This window comes from Robertmurraya sp. FSL W8-0741 (genome assembly GCF_038004005.1).
Classification (GTDB): domain Bacteria; phylum Bacillota; class Bacilli; order Bacillales; family Cytobacillaceae; genus Robertmurraya; species Robertmurraya siralis.
Genome location: NZ_JBBOQG010000001.1, coordinates 4,485,596 through 4,509,255, shown reverse-complemented (window position 1 = coordinate 4,509,255; position 23,660 = coordinate 4,485,596). Strand labels below are relative to the sequence as shown.

General features: G+C 38.2%; 24 protein-coding genes. 13 read left to right on the top strand and 11 right to left on the bottom strand.

Annotation, left to right across the window (positions count from 1 at the left end):
• Nucleotides 1–27: 27 nt before the first annotated feature.
• The 6 genes from NST02_RS22005 (at nucleotide 28) to NST02_RS21980 (ending at nucleotide 4,474) form a co-directional block, all read left to right on the top strand.
• Nucleotides 28–522, top strand: a complete 495-nt coding sequence (locus NST02_RS22005) for a PTS sugar transporter subunit IIA (RefSeq protein WP_340949803.1) — start codon at nucleotides 28–30, stop codon at nucleotides 520–522.
• 184 nt (nucleotides 523–706) lie between these two features.
• Nucleotides 707–1,717, top strand: a complete 1,011-nt coding sequence (locus tag NST02_RS22000) for a LacI family DNA-binding transcriptional regulator (RefSeq protein WP_095308951.1) — start codon at nucleotides 707–709, stop codon at nucleotides 1,715–1,717.
• A 56-nt stretch (nucleotides 1,718–1,773) separates the two neighbouring features.
• Nucleotides 1,774–2,400, top strand: a complete 627-nt coding sequence (gene hxlA / locus NST02_RS21995) for a 3-hexulose-6-phosphate synthase (RefSeq protein ID WP_095308949.1) — start codon at nucleotides 1,774–1,776, stop codon at nucleotides 2,398–2,400.
• A 4-nt stretch (nucleotides 2,401–2,404) separates the two neighbouring features.
• Nucleotides 2,405–2,953, top strand: coding sequence for a 6-phospho-3-hexuloisomerase (gene hxlB, locus NST02_RS21990; RefSeq protein WP_095308947.1), 549 nt, complete (start codon nucleotides 2,405–2,407; stop codon nucleotides 2,951–2,953).
• A 319-nt stretch (nucleotides 2,954–3,272) separates the two neighbouring features.
• Nucleotides 3,273–3,770 carry a YehS family protein gene (locus NST02_RS21985; protein WP_095308945.1) on the top strand — a complete coding sequence of 166 codons (498 nt, stop codon included), beginning with the start codon at nucleotides 3,273–3,275 and terminating at the stop codon, nucleotides 3,768–3,770.
• Between the two features lie 5 nt (nucleotides 3,771–3,775).
• A complete protein-coding gene (locus tag NST02_RS21980) occupies nucleotides 3,776–4,474 on the top strand; it encodes a M48 family metallopeptidase (protein WP_212934217.1) in 699 nt (232 codons plus the stop codon).
• Between the two features lie 96 nt (nucleotides 4,475–4,570).
• Here the strand turns inward: NST02_RS21980 and NST02_RS21975 are convergent, their stop codons facing one another.
• The 3 genes from NST02_RS21975 to NST02_RS21965 form a co-directional block, all read right to left on the bottom strand.
• Nucleotides 4,571–5,512, bottom strand: a complete 942-nt coding sequence (locus NST02_RS21975) for an NAD(P)H-binding protein (protein WP_095308941.1) — start codon at nucleotides 5,510–5,512, stop codon at nucleotides 4,571–4,573.
• 84 nt (nucleotides 5,513–5,596) lie between these two features.
• Nucleotides 5,597–6,490, bottom strand: coding sequence for a LysR family transcriptional regulator (locus NST02_RS21970; protein ID WP_095308934.1), 894 nt, complete (start codon nucleotides 6,488–6,490; stop codon nucleotides 5,597–5,599).
• A gap of 112 nt (nucleotides 6,491–6,602) precedes the next feature.
• A complete protein-coding gene (locus tag NST02_RS21965; RefSeq protein ID WP_095308927.1) occupies nucleotides 6,603–8,186 on the bottom strand; it encodes a bifunctional metallophosphatase/5'-nucleotidase in 1,584 nt (527 codons plus the stop codon).
• Nucleotides 8,187–8,367: 181 nt separating this feature from the next.
• On the opposite strand from NST02_RS21965, the gene NST02_RS21960 reads away from it, so the two are divergent.
• From NST02_RS21960 to phnE (NST02_RS21945), 4 genes are all read left to right on the top strand, one after another.
• Nucleotides 8,368–9,441 (top strand): phosphate/phosphite/phosphonate ABC transporter substrate-binding protein, encoded by a 1,074-nt coding sequence (locus NST02_RS21960; RefSeq protein WP_095308921.1) that lies wholly within the window; start codon nucleotides 8,368–8,370, stop codon nucleotides 9,439–9,441.
• Nucleotides 9,442–9,555: 114 nt separating this feature from the next.
• Nucleotides 9,556–10,338: a phosphonate ABC transporter ATP-binding protein gene (phnC, locus tag NST02_RS21955; RefSeq protein ID WP_095308916.1), complete on the top strand. Its 783-nt coding sequence runs from the start codon at nucleotides 9,556–9,558 to the stop codon at nucleotides 10,336–10,338.
• Nucleotides 10,331–11,146, top strand: coding sequence for a phosphonate ABC transporter, permease protein PhnE (gene phnE, locus NST02_RS21950; RefSeq protein ID WP_095308910.1), 816 nt, complete (start codon nucleotides 10,331–10,333; stop codon nucleotides 11,144–11,146). The genes phnC and phnE (NST02_RS21950) overlap by 8 nt, the downstream gene beginning before the upstream one ends.
• A gap of 16 nt (nucleotides 11,147–11,162) precedes the next feature.
• Nucleotides 11,163–11,966, top strand: coding sequence for a phosphonate ABC transporter, permease protein PhnE (phnE, locus tag NST02_RS21945; protein WP_095308904.1), 804 nt, complete (start codon nucleotides 11,163–11,165; stop codon nucleotides 11,964–11,966).
• A 294-nt stretch (nucleotides 11,967–12,260) separates the two neighbouring features.
• Here phnE (NST02_RS21945) and NST02_RS21940 read toward each other — a convergent pair whose 3' ends face one another.
• The 5 genes from NST02_RS21940 to NST02_RS21920 form a co-directional block, all read right to left on the bottom strand.
• A complete protein-coding gene (locus tag NST02_RS21940) occupies nucleotides 12,261–13,220 on the bottom strand; it encodes a dimethylarginine dimethylaminohydrolase family protein (protein WP_137743000.1) in 960 nt (319 codons plus the stop codon).
• Between the two features lie 154 nt (nucleotides 13,221–13,374).
• Nucleotides 13,375–14,103 (bottom strand): amino acid ABC transporter ATP-binding protein, encoded by a 729-nt coding sequence (locus tag NST02_RS21935; RefSeq protein ID WP_095308893.1) that lies wholly within the window; start codon nucleotides 14,101–14,103, stop codon nucleotides 13,375–13,377.
• Nucleotides 14,104–14,124: 21 nt separating this feature from the next.
• Nucleotides 14,125–14,781 carry an amino acid ABC transporter permease gene (locus NST02_RS21930; protein WP_095308888.1) on the bottom strand — a complete coding sequence of 219 codons (657 nt, stop codon included), beginning with the start codon at nucleotides 14,779–14,781 and terminating at the stop codon, nucleotides 14,125–14,127.
• Between the two features lie 37 nt (nucleotides 14,782–14,818).
• The gene (locus NST02_RS21925; protein ID WP_095308883.1) at nucleotides 14,819–15,637 is read right to left on the bottom strand and encodes a transporter substrate-binding domain-containing protein; all 819 of its coding nucleotides are present in this window, start codon (nucleotides 15,635–15,637) and stop codon (nucleotides 14,819–14,821) included.
• A 27-nt stretch (nucleotides 15,638–15,664) separates the two neighbouring features.
• Nucleotides 15,665–16,612, bottom strand: coding sequence for a dimethylarginine dimethylaminohydrolase family protein (locus NST02_RS21920; RefSeq protein ID WP_340949797.1), 948 nt, complete (start codon nucleotides 16,610–16,612; stop codon nucleotides 15,665–15,667).
• A gap of 159 nt (nucleotides 16,613–16,771) precedes the next feature.
• Here NST02_RS21920 and NST02_RS21915 point away from each other — a divergent pair, with 159 nt between their 5' ends.
• The 3 genes from NST02_RS21915 to NST02_RS21905 are packed head-to-tail and all read left to right on the top strand — an operon-like array spanning nucleotide 16,772 to nucleotide 20,456.
• Complete coding sequence (locus NST02_RS21915; protein ID WP_340949796.1) at nucleotides 16,772–18,445, top strand: M20/M25/M40 family metallo-hydrolase; 1,674 nt, start codon at nucleotides 16,772–16,774, stop codon at nucleotides 18,443–18,445.
• Nucleotides 18,442–19,011 (top strand): helix-turn-helix domain-containing protein, encoded by a 570-nt coding sequence (locus NST02_RS21910; protein WP_340949795.1) that lies wholly within the window; start codon nucleotides 18,442–18,444, stop codon nucleotides 19,009–19,011. Before NST02_RS21915 ends, NST02_RS21910 begins: the two co-directional genes overlap by 4 nt.
• A 17-nt stretch (nucleotides 19,012–19,028) precedes the next feature.
• Nucleotides 19,029–20,456 (top strand): amidohydrolase family protein, encoded by a 1,428-nt coding sequence (locus NST02_RS21905; RefSeq protein WP_340949794.1) that lies wholly within the window; start codon nucleotides 19,029–19,031, stop codon nucleotides 20,454–20,456.
• Nucleotides 20,457–20,617: 161 nt separating this feature from the next.
• Here NST02_RS21905 and NST02_RS21900 read toward each other — a convergent pair whose 3' ends face one another.
• From NST02_RS21900 to NST02_RS21890, 3 genes are all read right to left on the bottom strand, one after another.
• Nucleotides 20,618–21,715 (bottom strand): DUF1648 domain-containing protein, encoded by a 1,098-nt coding sequence (locus NST02_RS21900; RefSeq protein ID WP_340949793.1) that lies wholly within the window; start codon nucleotides 21,713–21,715, stop codon nucleotides 20,618–20,620.
• A 16-nt stretch (nucleotides 21,716–21,731) separates the two neighbouring features.
• A complete protein-coding gene (locus NST02_RS21895; RefSeq protein ID WP_095308855.1) occupies nucleotides 21,732–22,124 on the bottom strand; it encodes a GntR family transcriptional regulator in 393 nt (130 codons plus the stop codon).
• 551 nt (nucleotides 22,125–22,675) lie between these two features.
• A complete protein-coding gene (locus NST02_RS21890) occupies nucleotides 22,676–23,599 on the bottom strand; it encodes a Ppx/GppA family phosphatase (RefSeq protein WP_235879409.1) in 924 nt (307 codons plus the stop codon).
• Between the last annotated feature and the right edge of the window lie 61 nt (nucleotides 23,600–23,660).

The following is a 23,660-nucleotide window of genomic DNA, read 5'->3' as shown; positions in this document are numbered from 1 at the left end:
AGTAGAACGGAAGAAAAGAGGATTTACATGTTTAAACAAATGTTTGGTATGAGAAAAGTGAAAATAATAGAGGAAATTATTTATCGACCATTATCAGGCACTTTGTTAAAGCTTGAGGAAGTACCGGCCCCAACTTTTTCAAAAAAGATGCTTGGGGAAGGGGTGGCCATTGAACCGAGTGAAGGTCGCGTATCATCTCCGGTTGATGGAGTAATCATTCATGTGTTTCCAACCAAACATGCAATAGGAATTCGCTCAGATAGTGGGTTAGAGCTCCTTATTCATATTGGATTGGAGACGGTTAATATGAAGGGCGAGGGATTTGCGGTTTTGGTAAATGAGGGTGAGCGTGTACAGGTTGGCGATCCCCTAATTGAATTTTCATTGGATTTAATTAAAGAGAAAGCCTCTAGTTGTATAACACCTATTGTCATAACCAATACAGAAAAAATTGACAGCATAGAACATATATCGGGTTTGAAAAATGGAAAAGAAAGGCTGTTTACGGTCATAGTAAAATAGTAAAAAAATACTCTTAGGAGTATTTTTTTCTAATAAGCCGTTATCGCTTTACTGTTTCGAATGACCCCTCTGGATTAATGATTACAATGTTAAAGTTATCAGTTTTATATTTTTCGAAAAACTGGAATTAAACTAACATAATAGATACAATTTATGTAGTCATTTATAAAAAGAGGGTAATTTAATGAAAAAAGTAACGATGGCAGATGTAGCAAAAAAAGCAGGTGTATCTAAAAGTACCGTTTCTCAATTTTTGAATAAACGCTTTGAATATATGAGTGTAGAAACACGGGAAAAAATTGCAAAGGCGATCGAACAGCTTGGATACAAGCCAAATTATTTAGCAAGGAGTCTAAAACAAAAGCGTACATCAATGATCGGAATCATTGTGGCAAATATTGTACATCATTTTTCAACTGAAGTAAGTAGAGCCATAGAGGATTTTTTTATTGAACATGATATTCATGCTATTTTATGCAATGCAGACAATGATCCTAAAAAGGAAAGAAGATATATCGAAATGCTACAGGCAAAACAGGTAGATGGTTTAATTATTTTCCCAACTGAACAAAATCTTGATTTGTACAAGAATTTAGTTGAATCAGGCTATCCTGTTGTTTTTATGGATCGAAAAGTCGATGATGTTAATATACCATCTGTAAAAGTAAATAATTCTGAGGCGACAGAAGCGATTATTCAGCACTTTATTGAATACGGACATGAAAGAATTTCGATTGTGACTCAACCTTTAACCATATCAACTAGAATTGAACGGGTTAATGGATATAGAAAAGCGATTAAAGAAAATGAGATGGAATTAAATGAAGATTTTATTATTCGCGCTGAGACAAAAGATATTAATAGTCAACTTAAGTTGCTTTTCGCAAAGAAAAATCCACCAACTGCATTGATCGCTGGAAACGATTTGGTTTTTTTGGAAATTCTTGAGTTCGCAAAGGAAAACGGGCTAAAGATTGGAATTGACTTTTCTTTAGCTGTTTTTGATAATATTCCGTTCGCACACTTAGTGACACCGGCAGTTACAACCATTGCTCAGCCTTCATATGAAATGGGTGAAAAAGCTGCTCAAATGCTATTATCCCTTATAGAAAAGGAAAATTCAGAGTTACAGGATGTTGTATATAATTGTCAATTATTAATTAGAGATTCCTCTAGAATAGTTAGAACAAAATAGTTTGAAAGCTGTCTAATTTATAGACGTTATAAATCGGTTTGGTTAGAGGTGTAAATATGGATATTCAATTGGCACTGGATCGAGTAACGATAGAGGATGCACTAGCCATAGTCAAAGAAACAGAGGAGTATATTGATTTAATTGAAGTGGGAACTTCTTTAATCAAAGAGTACGGTATAGAGAGTGTTCGGAAAATAAAAAATGCATATCCCCATAAGCGAGTTGTTGCGGATATTAAGACAATAGATAATGCCGAGTACGAATTTAATTTATGTTTTGATGCGGGTGCAGATATAGCTACTGTTATGGGAGTATCCTCTATAGAGACTATAAAAAAGTGTTTGCAAATAACAAATAAAAAACAAAAGATAGTCATGGTGGATTTATTGAATACCACGGAAAATAAAAGAAACCAATTATTTTCATTAAGTAATCCAAATGTGATTTTCTGTGATCATTTAAGTAAAGATGAACAAGAAATATCGGGAAAAAGAAATACATTTTCTCATTTGGATAACGTTTGGTCGATTCGCTATGCTGTTGCGGGAGGAATTACCACAGATTCTGTAGATCAGCTAGTTGATAAAAAACTGGAAATTGCGATTATTGGATCAGCGATTACGAATTCCTCTAAACCAGAAAAAACTGCCAAAAGATTTAAAGAACTCTTAAAGGGGCTTTGACAGAATGAAAACGATCCAATTAATTTTAGATGAAATACAAGGTGTTATGACGAATGTAGATGAACATTCACTAGAAAAGCTTGCAGCTTTTTTGGCAAAGGGTAAAAGGATCTTTGTCATAGGCGAAGGAAGATCTGGTTTGATGGCTAAATCATTTGCGATGAGATTAATGCACTTAGGAGCAAATGCCTTTGTGGTTGGAGAAACAACAACACCATCGATTGAAGCGGAGGATATCCTGGTTGCTGTTTCTGGTTCAGGGAAAACAAAAAGTGCTGTGTGGACCGCGGAAAAAGCAAGTTCTTTAGGGTGTGAAGTGGTTGCTATTACAACTGCTCCCAATTCAGAGCTTGCATTGCATGCATCATTTGTAGTGAACGTCCCGGCTGTGACAAAGTATCGCACAAATGATGATGTAGAATCAATTCAGCCACTGGGCTCGCTATTTGACCAAAGTGTTCATATTATATTGGATGTTGTTTGCTACTTATATTCAAAGATAACTCAAGCTGATGAAGATGAGACATTTAATAGGCATAGCAATCTTGAATAAAAATAACCTACAATATAGTACCTTTTTCGATTGTGTATAAAAAACGTGTATGTCGTCAGTTTATGGAGTTAGATATTTTTACTGATACTCATGCAGGATAGTAACATCTTTGAAAAGGATGTTGAGATGACGAACAATAAATTATAAAAAAGCTTGCATATAGCAGGCTTTTTTACGTTGTTGCCGCTTACAAGGAATAATGAAATATGGATTATATCACTAAAAAGTATTATATTTAACAAGAAATAAATGAGGGCGACAAAGAACGCAAACATGGAAATCAGTGTTTTGGAACTGATGCCGAAAAGGAGGTTCAATAATGGATAATAACGATATATTAATTCGTTTGAGATTTGCGATGGATTTAAAAAACAAAGAAATGGCAGAAATTTTTAAACTGGGTGGAATGAGTGTAACCGTTCCAGAGGTCGTCAAGATTTTAACGAGAACAGACGATTTTGCAGAAGCAAGTGAAGAGCATATTGAATGTGATAACCGTATGTTGGATTCATTTCTTAATGGCTTCATTATTTTTAAAAGGGGAAAACAAGAACCAAAACCTGGTCAGCCTGTAAAGGAAGAGACCCCGATTCGTAACCATACGAATATGAATAATCTTTTATTAAAGAAAGTGAAAATTGCTTTAGCATTAACGACCGAGGAGATGCTGGATATTTTCGATGAAGGAGGAATTAGGGTGACGAAAGGAGAACTTGGAGCTTTATTGAGAAAAGAAGGACATAAAAATTATAAGCAATGTGGAGATAATTTTGCGAGGAAATTTTTAAGAGGGTTGACTGTTCGATATAGGGGATAAATTATATGATATATACGCACTTAGGTGAATCGATTTATATTGAAATTAAATACAAGAATCGTCCATCGATCGCCATCAAAATGGATGGGTATGGAGCGGTGGAAGTCCATGCACCAAAGGGGACATCTGATGAGAAAGTGCGTCAGGTAATAAAGGAGCATTGGGACACGATTCAAGGGAAAAGAAGGGAGATGGAGTCCCGGCTTCGCGGACAAGAAGAAAAGACTTATGAGTATGGAGAAAGTTTTCTTTATCTAGGCAATTCCTATCCGATTCAAATCTTTGAAGATATGAATGAACGGGTCGAGTTTAAGGAAGAGAAACTACATATTTACGTGAAGCAGCGTGATGCAGAGAAAATTAAGCAAGCTCTAAAACGATTTTACTACCAACAATGCAAAGCTTTAGTGGAAAAAAGTATTGCCGTTTATCAAGGTAACTTCCAAACAAAGCCACGGTCTATTCAAATCACGGACAGTAAAAAAACATGGGGAACGTGCGATTCCAATCGCAGGCTAACCTTTAACTGGAGGCTGGCAATGGCGCCGCGAGCGGTAATCAACTATGTGGTTGTCCACGAGATGTGTCATATGGTTCACCTTAACCATGACCGCTCCTTTTGGCGACTTGTTGGGAAAATCATGCCTGATTATAAGGAAAAAGAAAATTGGTTGCACTTGTCAAGTTGGAGGATGACAGTTTAATCATTAAGATCACCTTTGCTTCGGAATGAACAGAGGAGCATCCATCGGTTTTATAAATGACTCCCCGAAAGTAAAAGCTTTTGGGGAGTCATTATGTTAATTATCTTTTGAATGGCGCTCTCCAACTTGAAAATCATCAGAGTGCTCAAACATGTATTTAACCGTTATTGGTTGTTGACCTGTAAGCTTTACAAAGTCATCGGTAAATTGATCCATTTTCCCTAGGCGAATGGCTTGTGCGAAAGTAACCATGCCTTCAGAAGAGAACGGGGCTTCTGAGTCTTCTTTAAAGATACCGTCAGTTGTTCGCGGCACGCCCATCGCATCAAAAATAAGATAGTTTTCTTCATCAGTAATTTCTTGATAACTGATATTGTGGCCAGTAACTTCATTACCGACGGCAACAAACTCAGTAATGGTTAATAATTCTGGACCATTAATATTTAAAATCGCTTCATGATAATCGTTAGTTGCGAGGGCATGGGCAACTGCTTTAGCGCAGTCCTTTCGAGAAATATAGGCCATTTTTCCATCGCCTTGGCTGTTTTTCAATACTCCATCTGTCTTGACGAAGGTGAAGTAGTTTGTAATCATTGCTTCTGCATATTGGGAATTACGAAGAAAAATGAAATCTAGGCCAACGCTTTTAATATAGTTTTCTGTATAGGCATGATCGATTTTTTCAACACTTGGATTGGTGTCATCTGTCGCGTTTACTAATGATGTATAAATAATTTGCTTGACTCCTGCCGCTTTGGCGGCATCGACGACATTCTTATGCGCCTTTTGCCGTTTTACCCCTACAAATGGCATAGAGATTAAAGCAATTTTATCAGCTCCGGCAAATGCTTCAGCAAGACCGTCAAGTTTATTAAAATTGGTTACATGTGTATCAATACCTTGCTCTTCATATTGCTTTAATGATGACGGGTCATAACCACAAAAGATTACTTGATCCTTATCTACTAAGTCTAATAAATAGGCTGCGGCCTGCTTACCGAGATTTCCATCGACGCCAGTTAATAATAGTTTACCCATCTTCCACACACTCCTTTTTAAATCTCCTTACAATTATATATTATGTGAAATATTGAGCAAAGTCTAATAGAAAAAGCGCATTCCCTATTGGGAAAACGAATCATACATTTGCTGGAGAAATGGTTGCAAGGCAGGATTGCGATTATCCTTTAAATAGCCTATCTCGATTTTAAATGTATGGTGAGAATCCTCTATTGGGATTAATCGAACTTCTTCAGTGGCATAAGGTAGTTGATAATTATCTGGAAAGAAGCCAATTAAATTTTCGGTTATAATATGGAAAAGCTCTGTTTCGACATCATCAACCGTTCGTATAATATGGGGTTCATACCCATCCTGTAATGCATGTTGAAGCATTAAATGATAGGAATCACCAATTGCCGCTGGACTTAACATCACGAGTGGGTAATGATAGAGTTCCTCTTTTGAGATAGATGTGTACTGGAACAGAGGGTGTTGATGACTTAAAACGGCACAATACTGCCCTTGATAGATTGGATAGGTTTGTATATCATTCTTCCCTTTAAAAGCGGAGTCAAAAGCGATGGCGATGTCAAAGGTCCCCTTTTTCAAAAAATCGGAAATATCCTTCAACAGCACTTTATTTAATTCCAGTTCAATATTGGGGTAATTTTCTTTAAAAGAAGGAATGAACTTTAATAAACTTTCCATATCGGTGATAGCTGAATATTCAATGGATAGCATATGTTTCTTTTCTTTGTGATAATAGGCCATCTTCGTTTTCATATGATTAAACTGCTTCCAAATAGAAAGGGCTTCACTGTAAAACAACCAACCAGCTTCTGTCGGTTCTATCGGAATCTGTTTTCGATCAATTAGTTGCGTGTTGAATTCTTTTTCAAGTGATGCGATTTGTTGACTTATTGTTGTTTGTGAGACAAAATTCTTCTTTGCGGTTTCAGTAAAATTTTTGCACTCAACTAGATCGATGAAGTATTTTATCTTTTCAATATTCATTACGAATCTCCCTTTCATCCTGTTCCTATTGAGTCACGTAATATTTTGCCCTCTCAGTCAGGTGCGTAATAAAAAAGGCATTTGGAAAACAACTCCGAAATGCCATTATGTTTTAGGAAATTACTTTCCAATTATGATCGCAGCTAGCTGCAACGGTTTTTCTTTTTAAAAAATAGTCGGCAAGTATCTCTGTCATATCTGTTTGAATTTCTTTTATAACAGGTCTGTCTTTAAACATTTCGAAGTCGCCGCCTCCCCCAGCACGGTAGTTATTCATGACAACTTCATATTGTCCGCTTAGATTAAGCGGTTCGCCATTACGAGTAAGTGATTGAACACGTGAGCCAATAGGCTTTGAAATGTTTAAAACGTATTCAATTCCCTCCCACATATCGTAATTGTAATGCTGAGGTTTTGGTTCAATATAAGAAGGATTAACAGCAATCTCTTGCTTATCATTTAAAGTAAAATAGGAAGCGCATTTTTCCAAAGCATCCTTAATATCTTGACCAGAAATACGAATTACTTTCAAGGTGTTTGGATAAATATAGTTGGAAACAATATCTCTCATCGTCACGTGCTCGGGAAAACCTGGTGACTCATTATGAAATAGAGCTGTATTGGAAATATCGACACCAGCCGCATCCATTTGTACTTTGTTGATAAATTCAATCAGTGGATGATCGCCGGTTCTCACAAGAAATGGGTCTGTGATCGTCATATCGCCCACAATTTCACCAATCGGTTGATCGAGCCAGCTTTGCGTTTCTTGTTCAAACTCTTCTGCCAATGCTAGCACCTCTTTTTCAGCAGGGGTAGACTCACTGACCTTTATTAATTCAGCAGACTTGCTGACGATTTGCCATTTTTCATTATTATGCTTAAATTGAAGGACGACCTTCCCTAAAGCTTGACCATTAAATCCAGGCTGTACGATGGTTACCCCATTTAATTCAGTAGCGATCGTGCGATGCTGATGGCCTGTTAAGAGAACATCAATGCCTTCGATTTCTTGGCAAATTTCATAACCTTGATTTTCTCCTGTTAAAGACTCCGTTGCTTCCCCGCTGATTATATCTCTTTCAAAACCACCGTGATAGGAAACAACAAGTAGATCAAATTTTTCGTTTTCTTTTAAAAACCGAACCCATTTTTTTAAACTTTCAAATGTATCTATAAACAGTAAGCCTTCAATATGATTCGGATTTTCCCAATTTGGAATGTAATGGGTAGTAACTCCTAAAACAGCTACTCTTAATCCATTGGGGAATTCTTTTATAAAATAGGGAGGGCCAAATACGGGTTTATTATTTTCTTCCGCGATGATATTGGCTGATAGCCAAGGAAAATGAGATTGCTGCACAGCTTCTTTTAGCAACTTCATTCCATAATTAAATTCATGATTGCCAATGACAGCCGCATCATATTTGAGGTGATTTAAGATGCTGATCAGCGGATTTCTTTTATTAGAAAGAAATTTTGCGTAATGATAGGTTAATGGAGTTCCTTGGATAACGTCTCCATTATCGATGAGCAGCGTATAATCGAATTTTTCCTTTTCTTCATTAACAAGATGGGCAATTTTTGCAAAGCCTGAGTTTGATTTCTTTTGATTGCCATAATTTATCGGGAATATATTACCGTGGATGTCGCTTGTCTCAAGTATAACCAATTCACACGATTCATTCATTTTCATTTAAAACGGTCCTTTTCATTTATTTCTTAGTTCATTATATCTCCAAAAAACAAAAAACGACAAGAAACTTCGAAAGATAACAACTTTTACAAATACTTTACATAGTTTAATATTATTTATGCTATACTTTTTCTTGCAAGTGGTTTGAATCAAAATTAGTGAAACGATGGGGGAAAAATGAATGAGAAACAAACTGAGATTTTTAATTGGACTAGCTTTGCTTATGGCAATCATTGCGGGCTGTAGTTCAAACAATGAAACGGAGAGCAATGAAGGGAACACGGATGGTGATTCCGAGGCAGTTTCAGAAAATACTAGTATTGATACACTCAAAGTAAGTTTCGTACCGTCACGTGATCCAGAAGAAATTGTAACAGCGACTGAACCACTCAAAGAGCTTTTAAAAGAAGAGCTGGGCAATCTTGGCTATGATGTAAAAAATGTAGATATTAATGTTGGTACAACATATGAAGCTGTTGGAGAAGCTCTTTCAGCAGGTACCACGGATGTCGGGTTAATTCCAGGTGGAACGTATGTATTATATGATGATGGTGCTGAAGTGGTTTTAACTGCAACGCGTGCCGCTTTATCAAATGACTCCGAAAATCCAAAGGATTGGAATGAGAATAAGCCAACGGAAGGGTTGGAAGATAAGCAAGCAACTTACTATCGCAGTATTATCATTGCGGGTCCTTCTAAAAAAGGACAAGAGCTTGCAGAAAAGGTAAACAATGGTGAAGAGTTAACTTGGGAAGATTTAAAGACTGCTAGATGGTCTGTACAATCAACGTCTTCATCGGCTGGATATATTTATCCGACTTTATGGTTACAAGATAAGTTCGGCAAGAGCATTACAGATATAGACAATGCTGTTCAGTCTAATGGATATGGTGACTCATTTGCGAAATTAGCAGCAGAACAAGTGGATATTGTTGTTGGATACGCAGATGCACGACGCGACAATGTTGATAAATGGACAACTGATTTCGCACGTGAAGCGACAATCTGGGACGAGACTAATGTAATTGGTGTGACACAACCGATTTTTAACGATACGGTTTCCATAAGTAAAAACTCTGAAATCATGACAGATGACTTAAAAGCGGCAATTCAAGATGCATTCATCAACATCGCTCAAACAGAAGCAGGAAAAGAAGTAATTGCTATTTACAGTCATGAAGGCTATCAAAAAGCAGAAGGCTCTAATTACGATGGCGAAAGAGATGCACAAGAATTTCTAAAGAATTTAAAATAGTAAACTGCGATGAGTGAGAGGTTATATACATGTGAGAACATCATATTTAAGGATGTTCTCACTTTTTCACGTTTATGATGAATGTGAGACATTTCAAAGAATGGAGAATTACCCATGATAGAGTTTATTAATGTTGAAAAGGTTTACCCAAATGGAACAAAAGCATTGGAAAATATCAACTTAAAAATTGATCAAGGTGAATTCGTTGCGGTTATTGGCTTGTCCGGTGCAGGAAAGTCGACCCTGATTCGTTGTATTAATCGCATGCATGATATAACAGATGGCAAACTGTATGTAGATGAAACGAATGTCTCTAATCTAAAAGGGAAACAAATTCGCCGTTTTCGTAGAAGGATCGGGATGATCTTTCAATCTTTTAATCTTGTTACGAGAACAACCGTCCTTAAAAATGTTCTCGTCTCCTTTGTTCCAGATAATCCGTTATGGCGCAAGATAACCGGACTTTATACACAGGAACAAAAAAGGAAGGCTCTTGAGGCGTTAGATAAAGTAGGCATTCTTGACAAGGCGTATGTTCGTGTCGATCAATTATCAGGCGGACAACAACAGCGTGTAGCCTTGGCTCGTACATTGGCTCAGAATCCTGACATTATTTTAGCGGACGAACCGATTGCTTCGTTAGATCCGGTAACATCAAAGCTAGTGATGGATGATTTTAAGAGAATCAATCAAGAGTTGAATATCTCTGTTATCATGAATATTCACCATGTTGAAGTAGCGCTTGAGTATGCCGATCGCATCATTGGCATTCGAAAAGGAGAAGTCGTTTTTGATGGTGAATCCGCAAAGGTTACGGATGAGATTCTCCACGAAATTTATAGTGGCAACATTGAAGAATTGAAAGCTGCGTTAGAGGAGAGTCATGCACATGTATGATAAAATTTTTCCTCCGAAAAAAATTGAGTTATCGAATGGCAGAGTCGTATTAGAAAAAAGATCTCGTACCCCGCTCATTCTGCTCATTGTCATGATTGCGGTTTACTACTCTGCTCAAGTAACAGGCTTTAGTTTTGAAGTTCTATTTAAACGTATTTCTGAGTTTTTTATCATTATTAAAGAGATGCTTAAGCCGAACTGGGGTTATATTGATGGTATTTGGCCGGAACTGATGTCGACACTTAAGATGTCTTTATTTGGGTCTGTTGCAGGGGCATTGATTGCATTGCCTGCTGCTTTACTTGCCTCTGCAAATATTATAAAAAATAGGGTTATTGTAGCGGTATGTAAGACCGTTCTTAGTTTACTTAGGACAATGCCAACACTTGTAACAGCATTAATTGCAACATATGTTTTTGATTTGCCTGCAACAGCAGGGACGGTTGCTATTTTTCTGTTCACGATTTCCTATGTGGGAAAATTAATGTATGAAGCGATTGAAAATGTCGATATGGGAGCATTTGAAGCGATGGAATCAATTGGTATGACGAGAATTGAAGCATTTCGTTATGCAATCATACCGCAAATATTGCCTGGCTATCTCTCCACATCTCTGTTTTGTTTTGAGGGAAATGTTCGATACGCAGCCATTCTTGGTTATGTTGGAGCAGGAGGAATTGGCAAATTGATTAATGAAACGATCGGCTGGCGCGATTATTCAAGTCTAGGGATGATCGTCTTAATGTTAGTCATTACCGTTTACACGATTGAGACCATTAGTGAGCACTTTAGGAAAAAGTTAATTTAAAGGAGTAGTTCGGGGTATGACGACAATAGAAAAACAGTTATTGCAAGCACCTCGCAATCATCGTTACGTCCTTACAGTTGTGGCAATCGTGGTGATTTTGCTGGCGTGGTCTGTAACTGAATTTAGTCTTAAATTGGACAGTAATGGCATGAAGATTGCCTCTAATATAGTTGGTGGACTTTTAAACCCAGATTTAGACTTTTTGTTTAATCTTTCAGATAAAGGCGTTATCTATTTATTGTGGGAAACTTTTGCGATTGCGCTATTAGGAACAATCGTGGGGGCTATTTTAGCGGTGCCATTGGCGTTTTTGGCTGCCTCCAACATTGTTCCAAAGCCAATCTCTTGGATAATTCGTTTATTGTTAATTTTCATTCGTACTGTTCCTGCGCTAGTGTATGGCTTGATGTTTATCAGGGTGACTGGGCCGGGACCTTTTGCAGGTGTATTAACAATAGGTATTACTTCCATCGGGATGCTAGCTAAATTATACGTCGATGCGATTGAAGAATTAGATGTGAAAGTGTTGGAATCAATGACTTCTATCGGCTGTACAACATTCGAAAAAATCCGTTACGGCATTATTCCGCAGTTGGCATCGATCTTTTTATCGGTTATGATCTACCGTTTTGATATGAATATGCGTGAAGCGGCTATTCTTGGTTTGGTTGGAGCGGGTGGAATCGGGGCTCCACTCATTTTTGCGATGCAAGGCTATAAATGGGAGCAAGTAGGATCTATTTTAATCGGTTTAGTAATCCTCATTCTGATTATTGAGTTTATCTCGAATAAGCTTCGCTCAAAACTTGTAAATGGATAGGTAATAAAAAAGGCATTTGGGAAGTGGTTTTTGTACTTCCAAATGCCTTCTTTATAAGTTCATCCATACTGTTGATAAAATATTTTTCGGGGCTTATTTCGTTAGAGCCTTGACTTCACACGAAATGAACAAAAATCAACACCCGCTTATTACAAAGCCAAGTTTTAACTCCAAAAATGTTTGGTGTAAGCAGCTTGTCTCCTTGAAATGTCAGCCCATAAGCTAAGTCAGTACCCTGATTTTTCTTTACTTGGTGGCAACAGGCTTTTGGTTAAAGGGAACGATTTTTCTTCATTATGGCTTTAGCGGATCTCGATTGAGAAAAGCGGTTGTACAGTGGATCGCACCCCAGCCGTTTAATAACTCATCAAGTACCACTTCAACGACTTCAATTCCATTTTGCTCTAATAGCTGCTTTGTATAAGGATTATTCGCCACCATGACGACTTTTCCCGGTTCAAGGGCTACAAAGTTCAAGCCCATTCCCAGCTTAAGTTCGTCAATATTGGTAAATTCAATTAGTTCGATTCCGAGATCGAGCAGTTGTTTCGCACAATCATAGGTTACATGCCATGGGAAAATCACAAGCTTGTTCTTATCTACCATATTCATATAACCGTCTAGGTGGATGGAACCGTATGGAATTTGCGTGCGGATAATATTTTTCACGCCAATGTTGCGCAGCTCGGTTTCTACTTGACATGCGCCTGATTCGTTTGTACGGCTTCCGGTGCCGATAATGACAGTTTCACGGTTGATCCACATGGCACTTGCCCCTTCAAAATAACCATCGCCATTAATCGTTTTGATGATTGGGACGCCTAATGAAGCAAGTGTCTTGGCAACTGCCTTTTCTTCGCCGCGCCTGGCTGGAATGGCAGGTCGACATACGATTGCTCCTTCCGGTGTCATAAACATTAAATCACGCATAAACATGGCGTTAGGTCGATCTGTACGCTGTCCCTCGATATAATGAACTTCTACACCATGTGTGCGATAAACATTAGCTAAGTCATCATGCTGTTTTCGTGCTCTTTCCGGATTGATAGGGGCTCGAAAACGAAAATCATGAAAGTTTTCCGAGGTGATTCCTTCTATTTCCTTTCCTGGTCGATGCATTAAAACAGCTCTAAGTTTTCCTACCTCTGAATCACAATACCAATTTCCCCAAAGTTCTTTTATTTCATTAGAAAAGGGTTGTTCTGATGGAAACCACCGTTCACCTTGGACAGTGACTTTTTGTGTAACTGGCATTTTATCGCCTCTCTTATCAATGAATTTAAATGATGAAAAATTAATTAATTAAATTGTCGAAAATGCATATCCTCTTCAGTGTGATGACTTCTCTGCAAGCTTTGCACCGAATTGTGAGTTAACCGTATTTAACCGGACTGCCGGGTTTTGGACATTAATGATTTAATACTTTTGATAGAAAGCTTTTAGCTCTTTCCGAGTCGGGATTTGTGAAAAACTTGTCTGGCGGAGAAACCTCAACGATTTTTCCATCGGCCATGAAAACAATTTGATCGCACATTTCCCGTGCAAATCCCATTTCATGTGTAACGACAATCATGGTCATTCCAGACTTCGCCAAGCCTCGAATCGCATCCAGCACTTCTTTAATCATTTCTGGATCGAGAGCAGAGGTTGGTTCATCAAATAACATGACCTTTGGATCCATAGCGAGAGCACGGGCAATTGCAACCCTTTGTTGCTGCCCTCCGGAAAGCTGAGATGGATAGGAATTGATTTTATCGCCAAGCCCCAGCGATTCCAACAGTTGTTTTCCTTTTTCTTGTGCCTCCTGTTTCCCCATTTTCTTTACGTTGATAGGTGCAATGGTGACATTATCCAGAGCGCTAAGAAATGGGTATAAATTAAATGATTGGAAAACGAACCCAATCTCTGTACGCACCTTGTTAATATCTGTTTGCTTATGATGGATGGAGCTTCCATCCACAATAATTTCACCCTCCTCAATGCCTTCTAAGGCATTGATTGTCCGGATTAGTGTGCTTTTCCCGGCGCCACTTGGGCCGATTAACGCAAAAACGTTTGACTGGGGAATTTCTAAATTAATATCATCAAGAACAATATTATCTCCAAATCGTTTTTGTACATTTTTGATTGAAATCATTTTGCTTCACCTCTTTTTCTGTTAATCATATGAGTTATATTTCTTTTCTAAAAATCGGATGATTTGCGAGAGGGTGAAGGTCATTATGAAATACAATACTGCAACAAATGTCCAAACCTCTATAGAACGAAAGGAAGTGGCAACTAGATTTTTCGCTACTAATGTCAAATCGACTACAGAAATAACGGAAACGAGTGATGAATCTTTAATTAAAATAATAAACTGTGATGCTAAAGGTGGTAATACTTTTCGAAATGCTTGCGGTAAGATTATTAGTCTCATTGCTTGGACATAGGACATTCCTGAAGAACGAGCTGCCTCCATTTGCCCGCGAGGCACTGATTGAATTCCCGCTCTGACAATCTCTGCAACGAATGCTCCGGAAAATGCGGCCAATCCGACAATCGCGGACCAGTATGGCCCAAGCTGCAAAAATCTGCCCATTACAAAGAATATCCAAAAAAGGAGGACAAGGAGTGGAACGCCTCGCATGATTTCAATGTAAGTAGTTGCTAAAAACGAAATGATTTTGTTTTTTGAAATACGGCATAATCCTAATATAATCCCAATTGGAATACTGATGACCAATGCTAGAGCCGAGATCTCCAATGTGAGTAAGATCCCTTCCAAAAATAGGCCCATATTCTGAGGAATGACACTCCAGTCTGGCTGATACATCCATTCTTCCCCCTAGATATCTAAAATTTATAGCTCTCTATTCTTCTTTTACATCATTCATCCAGTCAGCGCTATTAAACCATTTTTCAAAAGACTCCAATTCTGCTGGACTACCTTTATACGACTCTAAAAATGAATTTAACCATTGTACGGTTTCTAAGTCATTATGTCTTACAGCGATACCGAGATTTTCTGCTGAAATTAAATCGTATACACCGCGAACACTATTCGCATTCATTGCTTCATATGTGCGAACACCTGGTTCATCATAGACGATTCCGTCTGCTTGTCCCTGCACTAACGCTAATGAAGCTGCTGGAAAATCTTCGAAATCTACAACTGTCGCTTCTTTAAATAATTGCTTCGCCAATAACGCCCCTGTAGTTCCGAGTGATACAGCGATTTTCTTTCCCGCTTGATCTAAATCCTCCCATGATTTTGTTGTCGTATCACTTTTTGGTAGCATTAATACTTGTCCAGTTGTAAAATAAGGGTTGGCGAAACTGACAGCTAAGGCACGATCACCACGAATAGTCATTCCGGCAATGATCATATCAATTTCACCTGTTTGAAGAGCAGGAATTAATCCATCAAAACCAAATTGTTTAAACTCGACATCAACGTTCAATGCTTCGCCAATGGCCTTGGCCGTATCTACGTCATATCCCATAAACTCCCCATTTAAATCAATCATTTCAAAAGGGAAATAGCCTGGAGCTGTTCCAATGACGAGTTTTTTATTTTTTAAAACATTGTCAATTGTAGATGGAACAGTTTCTCCATTACTAGCTTCCTTCGTACAGCCTGCAAGAATTACAGCAAAAATGATTATGAGAATCATTGATATTTTTTTCATATTATTTCAGCACCTTTTCAGCAAATTTTAGTTAATTGGATCTCGATTTAGAAAAGCAGTCATACAATGAATCGCTCCCCAGCCTTTTAATATTTCACTCATATCCGTTTCAATAACCGTAATGCCGGCAGCTTCCATCTTCGACTTTGTATCTGGACATCCAGCCGGCATAACGATTTTACCAGGTTCGAGGGCAACAAAATTAATAGAAGCTTTTACCTTAATTTCTTCAAGGTCTGTCGCTTCAATAATTGTAAAATCCCTATCTATTAATTGTTTCACGACATCATAAGGTACTTGCCAAGGAAACAATACAGCCGTTTTTTTGTCAGCAATATTGATTAATCCATCAAGATGAGCATGGCCATAGGGGATTTCAAAGCGAATAATATGACTGACGCCCATATTTCTTAATTCTGACTCTACTTGTTCAGCTCCGTTTTTATTTGCTCTAGCTCCCGTGCCGATAATGACCGTTTCACGATCAATCCACATTCCACATGCTCCATCAAACCAACCGTCCCCATTGATCGTTTTTACTATTGGAACACCGAGACGACCAAGTGCTTCCGCTGTAAATCGCTCCTCCCCGCGACGGGCAGAAATTCCGTTGCGACAGACGATCGCACCTTCAGGCGTCATGAATACTTGATCACGCATGAATAGAGCATTCGGTCGATCATCTCTTTGCGTTTCAACATAATGTACATTTACGCCGTGTTGTCGATATATGTTTGCTAGCTCATCATGTTGTTTCTGTGCTTTGGCAACATTCATTGGAGCTTTCCAACGATATATTGAATAATTATTCTCTGAAATGATCTCGATTTCTTTTCCAGGTCTTCTCATCAAAACATCTCTAAGCTTGCCGGTCTCGGAATCGCAATACCAGTCTCCCCAAAGTTTAGGCAATTCGTCTGAGAAGGATTCCTCCGCTGGAAACCACCGTTCTCCCTGTATCGTTACTTTAGTCATTAGCTCCCTCCTACTAATAAATATTAAAAACATTGTAGTTTTTATAAGTATAGTTTATAATTGCCTAAAATGTCTATTAAATTTTGAAAATAATGAATAATTGGAATTGTACTGGAAATGTTGTATTTTAAACTATATAGTCTTTAAGGAGTAGATATAATGGATTACGTGACATATGTCAGCTCAACAGATATTGAAAGGTTAATCAAACGTCTCGTTCAAGTTCCTAGTATTTCTAATACTGCCGGTGAGGTAGAGATGGCTAACGAAATCTGCAAAATTCTGCTGGAGCTTCCTTATTTTCAAGAAAATCCTGAAAATGTAATGAAAGTTCCGATTGAAGGTGACCCCCTTGGCAGGGAAAATGTAGTTGCGCTTTTTAGAGGGAAGGGGAGTCCTTCTAGTAAAACAGTGGTGCTGTTAAGTCATTTCGATGTAGTCGGGGTCGAGGATTTTGGTAATTTAAAAGAACATGCTTTTGCTCCAGAAGCCTATACGAAGCTATTAAAAAACGAAAGGATTTTTGATCCTGAAGTGGTTGAAGATCTTTCCAGTGGTGAGTGGTTGTTTGCTAGAGGGATTATGGATATGAAGGCGGGTCTTGCGGGACAAATTGCCGTTCTTTCAGAGCTTATGGACGAGGAAAATTTTTCTGGAAATCTGCTTTTAATAGCTTCTCCTGATGAAGAGCGCAATTCTGAAGGCATGTTTGCTGTCATTCCTTTTTTAAATACATTAAAAGAAACACATCAGTTGGAATATGAGCTTTGTATATGTTCGGAACCAAGCTTTGCCTCTGAACCAGGGTGCGAGGAAAAGTATATTTATACAGGATCGGTTGGAAAACTGTTGCCTTTGATCATGTGTGTTGGCAAAGAAACGCATGTTGGTGAACCGTTGGAAGGTTTAAATGCAGGTTGGATGGTCGCTGATTTAGTAACGAGAATGGAACTGTCAAACAAGCTAGTAGATAAAAAGGATGAAGAGATCAGCCCCCTGCCAACTTGTTTGAAGGTGACCGATTTAAAGGAGCAATACAATGTCCAAACTCCAAGTGTTGCATATGCCTTATATAATGTCTTGACGCTTCAAAGGACGCCAAACGAGATTGTGGAAACAATTAAGGAAATTGCTTCAGAATCAGCAGCATCGATTCATGAAAAAGTTGTGGAAAAATATCAAACGTATAATTTGGCATTCGATGAAACGAAAGAGAGAGCTTTTCGACCGTCTGTGTTTACCTTTGCTGAGCTGTATGAAAGAGGGCAGAAAGATTACGGAAGTCCGTTTGTTCAATCGTTAGAGAGAATTATAGCCAATCAGCAGGAAAAAGATTTTCGTGAGCAAACTGTGGATATAGCTGTTGAACTGATGAATTACTTTGCCCATGAGGCCCCATTTTATTTAATAATGCTTGCACCGCCGTATTACCCCCATGTTTATTTGAACTATACAACAAAGCAGGAAGAGCGTATTTCAAAAATGGTTGCCTTTATTATCGAAGAAAGCGAAACACAGTTTCAGGAAAAAATTAAAGTAAAACCTTTTTTTAACGGATTATCTGATGTCAGTTATTGTCGAATGCTTAATGATCAAGAATCACTTAGTGCCATCTATGAAAATATGCCATTGCTCGGGAATGGATATAATATCCCGATCGCAGCGATTAGAGAGTTTAATGTTCCCACAATCAACATCGGCCCGTTCGGAAAGGACGCACATAAAAGTACGGAACGTTTAGAAGTTAAATTTTCAACAGAGGTCTTTCCGAAATTGCTTAAATGGGCCATTAAATTTTATCTCGGTCAAGTGGGAGGTGAAGGTAATAGATGACAGAAAATTCAAATTTTCCATCGACTGTAGTTGGTCAAAAAATTCGTAATATCCGTAAGGAGAAAGGACTTACCATTGAGGAACTAGCTCAAAAAATTGAAGTTAGTCAAAGCATGGTTTCACAAATTGAAAGGGGTCAAGCGAACCCCTCTTTAGATACTTTATGGAAGGTTAGTCATGTTTTAGGAACTCCAATTTTTTCTTTTTTTGAAAATATTGAGCATCGCTCTGTCCAAGTAATAAAAAAAGAACAACAAAAAACAGTGAAAATGTTGCACCCTAATGTGATTTATCGCTTATTAACTCGAAGCTCTTCCCTTCGAAAAATGGAATTTTTTGAACTGCAAGTAGAACCGTTTCATACAGAAAATCTAAAGCAGCTAGCACATAGCGGGGAAGAGTGTGGTTATATCATGAAGGGAGAAATCGTTGTCACAGTTGAGGATGAGAAGCATCATCTAAAAGTGGGAGATAGTATCTATTTTGATAGTACACTCCCACATAGCTTTTTTAATCCGGGGAATGAAACCGCTATCGCTATTTGGGCAATGACTGGGAAAAAATAGAGGGAGAGTGCGTCATTTTGAAAGTAGATTTAGTGATTACGCATGCACATGTTTTAACGATGGAAGGACCAGGTGTCGGTTTTATTGAAGATGGGGCTGTTGCCATTAAAGATCATTTAATTGCCGCTGTGGGCAGAACGGATGAGATCCTTGCAAATATTCAGGCAGAACGGATGATCAATGCAAAAGGAAAAGTCGTTATGCCAGGATTTATTGATGCCCATATTCACACAGGGCTTTCCATTTTGCGGGGAGTAGCACAGGATATCAATAATTGGATGCAAAAAGGGCTTTGGCCATTTTATAAACATGTTACAGTTGATGATGCGATGAAAGGCTCGCTCGTTAATATTATAGAAGGAGTGAAAGCAGGAACGACGACTTTTTGTGATTATGACGAATCGATGAACAAGCTTGTTCATAATTACGTCAAAGTCGGGGCAAGAGCAAGATTAGCAGAAATGATTAATGAAATTCCTCATGACATTGGCAAAGTACCAGTAGGAGAGTTGTATCCATTTAATCCGGCGATTGGTGAGCGAAAATTAAAGAACAATTTAGAGCTTATGGAAAAGTGGCATGAGAGAGAAAATGGTAGAATTACGGTTATGTTTGGACCTCATGGCCCTGATATGATGTCGAAGGAGCTTCTGCTAGAAATACGTGAAATAGCAAAAAGCTATGATACGAAGTTACATATGCATCTGGCTCAAGGTGATCGGGAAATAAATCAAATGGTATTAAGATACGGCAAGAGATCGATTCCATTTTTAGCAGAAATTAATTATTTGGATGAACGCCTTATTGCAGTACACTTAACGGAAGCAAATGATGAGGAGACGGTGGCCGTGGCCGAAAGTGGAGCCTCGATGATTTATTGTGCGGGGAGCATTGGGATTATTGACGGGTTAGTGCCCCCTATCATTAAATTTTTACAAGCAGGCGGTGTTGGTGCGTTAGGGTCTGATCAAGCACCTGGCAACAATAATAATAATATGTTCAACGAGATGAAGTTTGCTGCCATATTGAATAAGGTAAAATACGGTGATCCGACTGTTTTTCCGGCATCACTGGCAATGCGTATGGCGACCATTGAAGCTGCGAAAGCAATAGGCCTAGAACACGAAATTGGTTCATTACGAAAAGGGAAGAAAGCCGATATAATCATTATCGATATGGAGCAACCAAATTTAACACCAGTTATCGTAAGTCCAATCCGTAACATTGTGCCAAATCTAGTCTACTCTGCGAGAGGGAATGAAGTGGAAACGGTGATTATTGATGGGAAAATTATAGTCGAAGATGGTGTCATATTAACTGTCGATGAAAAAGCAGCGGTTAAAGAAGCGCAAGAAGCAGCAGAGAAAATTAGTCTTAAAGCGAAAGATGACATCGTTGTTGCCGAAAGTGAATTACTGCAATTTATGGAGAAGGGATATTTATAGGGGGATATGGAAGAAGGGCAGCCGAGATTTTCGGGTGCCCTTTAAGAATGTTCCAAAGAGACCAATTTGTAAGCGGCTCTTCCTAAAGATCATCAAGCAAAAAAAGAAGTGGAGATAGCGAATAATGGCTTCAATGATATTGACACTTTTCGAACAGGCAACTATTTCGCTAAAAATGTAAAGAGAATAATCGCAATAAGTGGCAGAAAGACAATAAGATAACCAAGTGGATTAGCAAAGTTTATTGTCCAACCAATACCGAACCGTTTTTCAACAAAAATCGATGGGTCATTTTTGTTGAAATAAAAGAGACCACCTTTCCAATAGGAATCCTCATTGGAGTCGACGATTTTCTCCTGTATTTGCGGGGCTGTTTTTTTATCTGATAGCCCCACTTTGACAGCAAAGACAATAGCGCTTACTAAGATAAGAATAAGGAAGCCTAGCGGTACCAAGAACATGGCTGTTGCAGAAAAAATAGTTGGGTGAATGGTTTGTAATTGAAAGTAGCTGATCAACATCGTAAGAAGCATACTGACAAAAAACATAAACCAGCTTGAATATTTTCGTAAGGTAAGCTGTCTTTGTCGCGATACTTCTGTGCTTTCGCTGTTTACTTTAATGCCCGATTTCTTCGTTCCTACATGAAGACCTAAAAACATGAGCTGCATAATCAAAAGGGTCAGAGGAAGAAGAAGTACTGAGAGCATTGTTTTTTCAGTAAAGGCATCTGGTTCTCCGTTTACTCCCCAATGGGTTGGAATTTGCTGCGGTAGTAAATCGTATTGAATAGTGGTGTAAATCATGACGCCAACCGTAATTATCATTGGCAGTAAGTACACTTGCCAAGGGAGCATTTCATCATGAGCACGTGCTGATAAATCAGCGACTTTGATGTTCTTTAAGTTTTCAGTCCATTGATTTATTTTCTTCAGCCGCATGGTTTTTCCATGGAAGTAAAAATAGAGGGCAAAGCTAAAGAGAATAATCGCAAACTCAAGGAACGTTCCAATCAAAACAATTTGCTCCTGGGTGACCGGTTGAAAGAGGGCCCATAAAAGGTAGCTTGTTAAAAGGATAAGCGAAAACACACTTACAAACAGTGAATATTTTTTCTTATAGGAGAGCAGCGTCTCATTGCGCAAATAATTCTCAGGGATCGTTACTCCGAAAATGATGGAGCGATTTACTAGAAAAGGAATCGTTGTTTGAATTCCGGCAATAATAATGGCGATAAAAAGAAAGATAGTTAAAGTCATCGTAATACCTCCTGTATTATTTTAGTTGCCCGTTGCTTTTTTTAAACTCCTCAAGTAGAGTATCAACAAGCTCTGTTATCTGTATGGTGGGCATTCCTATAACTAAAGATTCAGCAATAAGATGCTTATATTCATCTTTAAGTTTATTGATAGTACTCTCGTTGAAATCCTGCGGTGATGCAATCACAGCACCAGACTTCGGAACGATCCGAATAATGCCCTTTTGTTCTAAATGATGATAGCTTTTATTGACTGTGTGCATATTAACGCCAAGGTCAGCTGCAAAACTCCTAACAGATGGAAGCGCCTGCCCTGCTTTTATATATCCCCGTGCTATACCCTCAATAATTTGATTCGATATTTGCAAGTAAATGGGGATGTCTGATTCGGATTCAATTCGAATGATCATCATTCTTCCTCCAATCTGTTCTATATTTATTATAACAAATCTGTTCTATTTTGTATAGAACAAAAAATATTCAGACAAACTTGCCGATCTTATTAAATATGTCCGCATGAAGTATCTATGAGGATATACTTAAGTGAAGAAAGCAAACTCGTATGAGGACAAACTCAAGAGGAAAAAAGCAAAGCCGTGTCCGCATGAAGGGCACAAGAGGACATACTCGGGTGAAAAAAAGGCAATCATGTCCGCATGAAGGTTCCATGAGGACACACTTGGTGAAAAAAGCAAAACGATGTCCTCATGAAAGGCCTATGAGGACAAACTCGGGCGAAAAAGGCAAAGCTGTGTCCGCATGGAGTGCTCATGAAGTCAAGCCCATTATCATGTGTGAATCTACTCCAAAACAAAACAATGTTATTCAATTTTTTGTGTACGGGATGGGGGCTCCTTCGTATACAAAAATTTGCGCTCTGCGTTTTCTGGTTCGTTTCCTTTTTGTTCCGGATTTCTTCTATTTCCAACTTCTTCTGCATAGTCTGTTAAGACGGGCCCAACTAAATGATATTATGCTGCTCACCTGATACACTTAACTTTTCCTTTAAAATTCCATCTCTAATTGATTTTTCGCTAAAGATAAAGTGACGTGTTTGTACAACCTCCATTAGAGTTAAAAATGTTATAATTCCCGGGATAATAATGTCTTTTCGTTTTTTTGATAACCCTTTGATTTTTGAACGCTCCTCAACGGATAATGAAGATAGCTCTAATAAGATTTTGTTTATATCATCGAATGTTAGTGAATGTTCGTTTGTATGCTGTGCTTTTTGATAAATTCTTCCGAGATTTCTGGCCGTTCCACCGATTCCGATAATCGGATAGTTAACATTGGCAAGCCAAGGAAGATTTTGAAATTGCGAAAGTAGAAATGTTCGAAGTTCCCCTAATTGTTTTGTTGTAACCTGTTCCCCAAAAGCAAACTTCGAATTTAAGGAAACGGCGCCAAACGGAAAGCTGAAAAATTCCACTAAATTTCGTTTGTGGAAGAGGGTAATTTCTGTACTTCCGCCGCCAATATCAATGGTTATGCCATCCTTTAATTCAATGGAATCAATCACACCTAGATATCCGTAATAAGCTTCTTGATACTCACTTAACAATTTTATCGAAATATCCGTTTGTTTTTTGATTTCGGTTAAGATTTCTTCTTGATTAGATGATTGTCTGATGGCGGCTGTCGCAAATGCAATCAGTTCATCAATTTCCAGTGAATTCATAGTCCTTTGAAAATCTTTCAGTGTCGTAATGACAAGCTCGATTCCTTCTTTCGATAATTTGCCGTTTTCCATATAGTTAATAAGACGTGCAGCCACTTTTTCTTTTTGGATCTCTTTATAATGACCCACGCAATCTATCTGATATATCGCTAAACGAATAGAGTTGGAGCCCATATCGATTAATGCTACAACTTTATTTTTCAATTTTAAAACACTTCCTTTAAAAATGATTATCTAACTATTATAACTATATAAATGCTAGAAA

What these genes read in the sequence shown, in the direction of transcription:
- NST02_RS21980 (WP_212934217.1), top strand. Translation starts at nt 3,776, where the DNA reads ATGATATATACGCACTTAGGTGAATCGATTTATATTGAAATTAAATAC.
- NST02_RS21970 (WP_095308934.1), bottom strand. Translation starts at nt 6,490, where the DNA reads ATGAATATTGAAAAGATAAAATACTTCATCGATCTAGTTGAGTGCAAA.
- NST02_RS21965 (WP_095308927.1), bottom strand. Translation starts at nt 8,186, where the DNA reads ATGAAAATGAATGAATCGTGTGAATTGGTTATACTTGAGACAAGCGAC.
- hxlA (WP_095308949.1), top strand. Translation starts at nt 1,774, where the DNA reads ATGGATATTCAATTGGCACTGGATCGAGTAACGATAGAGGATGCACTA.
- hxlB (WP_095308947.1), top strand. Translation starts at nt 2,405, where the DNA reads ATGAAAACGATCCAATTAATTTTAGATGAAATACAAGGTGTTATGACG.
- NST02_RS22005 (WP_340949803.1), top strand. Translation starts at nt 28, where the DNA reads ATGTTTAAACAAATGTTTGGTATGAGAAAAGTGAAAATAATAGAGGAA.
- NST02_RS22000 (WP_095308951.1), top strand. Translation starts at nt 707, where the DNA reads ATGAAAAAAGTAACGATGGCAGATGTAGCAAAAAAAGCAGGTGTATCT.
- NST02_RS21935 (WP_095308893.1), bottom strand. Translation starts at nt 14,103, where the DNA reads ATGATTTCAATCAAAAATGTACAAAAACGATTTGGAGATAATATTGTT.
- NST02_RS21985 (WP_095308945.1), top strand. Translation starts at nt 3,273, where the DNA reads ATGGATAATAACGATATATTAATTCGTTTGAGATTTGCGATGGATTTA.
- phnE (WP_095308910.1), top strand. Translation starts at nt 10,331, where the DNA reads ATGTATGATAAAATTTTTCCTCCGAAAAAAATTGAGTTATCGAATGGC.
- NST02_RS21900 (WP_340949793.1), bottom strand. Translation starts at nt 21,715, where the DNA reads ATGACTTTAACTATCTTTCTTTTTATCGCCATTATTATTGCCGGAATT.
- NST02_RS21975 (WP_095308941.1), bottom strand. Translation starts at nt 5,512, where the DNA reads ATGGGTAAACTATTATTAACTGGCGTCGATGGAAATCTCGGTAAGCAG.
- NST02_RS21915 (WP_340949796.1), top strand. Translation starts at nt 16,772, where the DNA reads ATGGATTACGTGACATATGTCAGCTCAACAGATATTGAAAGGTTAATC.
- NST02_RS21925 (WP_095308883.1), bottom strand. Translation starts at nt 15,637, where the DNA reads ATGAAAAAAATATCAATGATTCTCATAATCATTTTTGCTGTAATTCTT.
- NST02_RS21930 (WP_095308888.1), bottom strand. Translation starts at nt 14,781, where the DNA reads ATGTATCAGCCAGACTGGAGTGTCATTCCTCAGAATATGGGCCTATTT.
- NST02_RS21960 (WP_095308921.1), top strand. Translation starts at nt 8,368, where the DNA reads ATGAGAAACAAACTGAGATTTTTAATTGGACTAGCTTTGCTTATGGCA.
- NST02_RS21940 (WP_137743000.1), bottom strand. Translation starts at nt 13,220, where the DNA reads ATGCCAGTTACACAAAAAGTCACTGTCCAAGGTGAACGGTGGTTTCCA.
- NST02_RS21910 (WP_340949795.1), top strand. Translation starts at nt 18,442, where the DNA reads ATGACAGAAAATTCAAATTTTCCATCGACTGTAGTTGGTCAAAAAATT.
- phnE (WP_095308904.1), top strand. Translation starts at nt 11,163, where the DNA reads ATGACGACAATAGAAAAACAGTTATTGCAAGCACCTCGCAATCATCGT.
- NST02_RS21895 (WP_095308855.1), bottom strand. Translation starts at nt 22,124, where the DNA reads ATGATCATTCGAATTGAATCCGAATCAGACATCCCCATTTACTTGCAA.
- NST02_RS21920 (WP_340949797.1), bottom strand. Translation starts at nt 16,612, where the DNA reads ATGACTAAAGTAACGATACAGGGAGAACGGTGGTTTCCAGCGGAGGAA.
- phnC (WP_095308916.1), top strand. Translation starts at nt 9,556, where the DNA reads ATGATAGAGTTTATTAATGTTGAAAAGGTTTACCCAAATGGAACAAAA.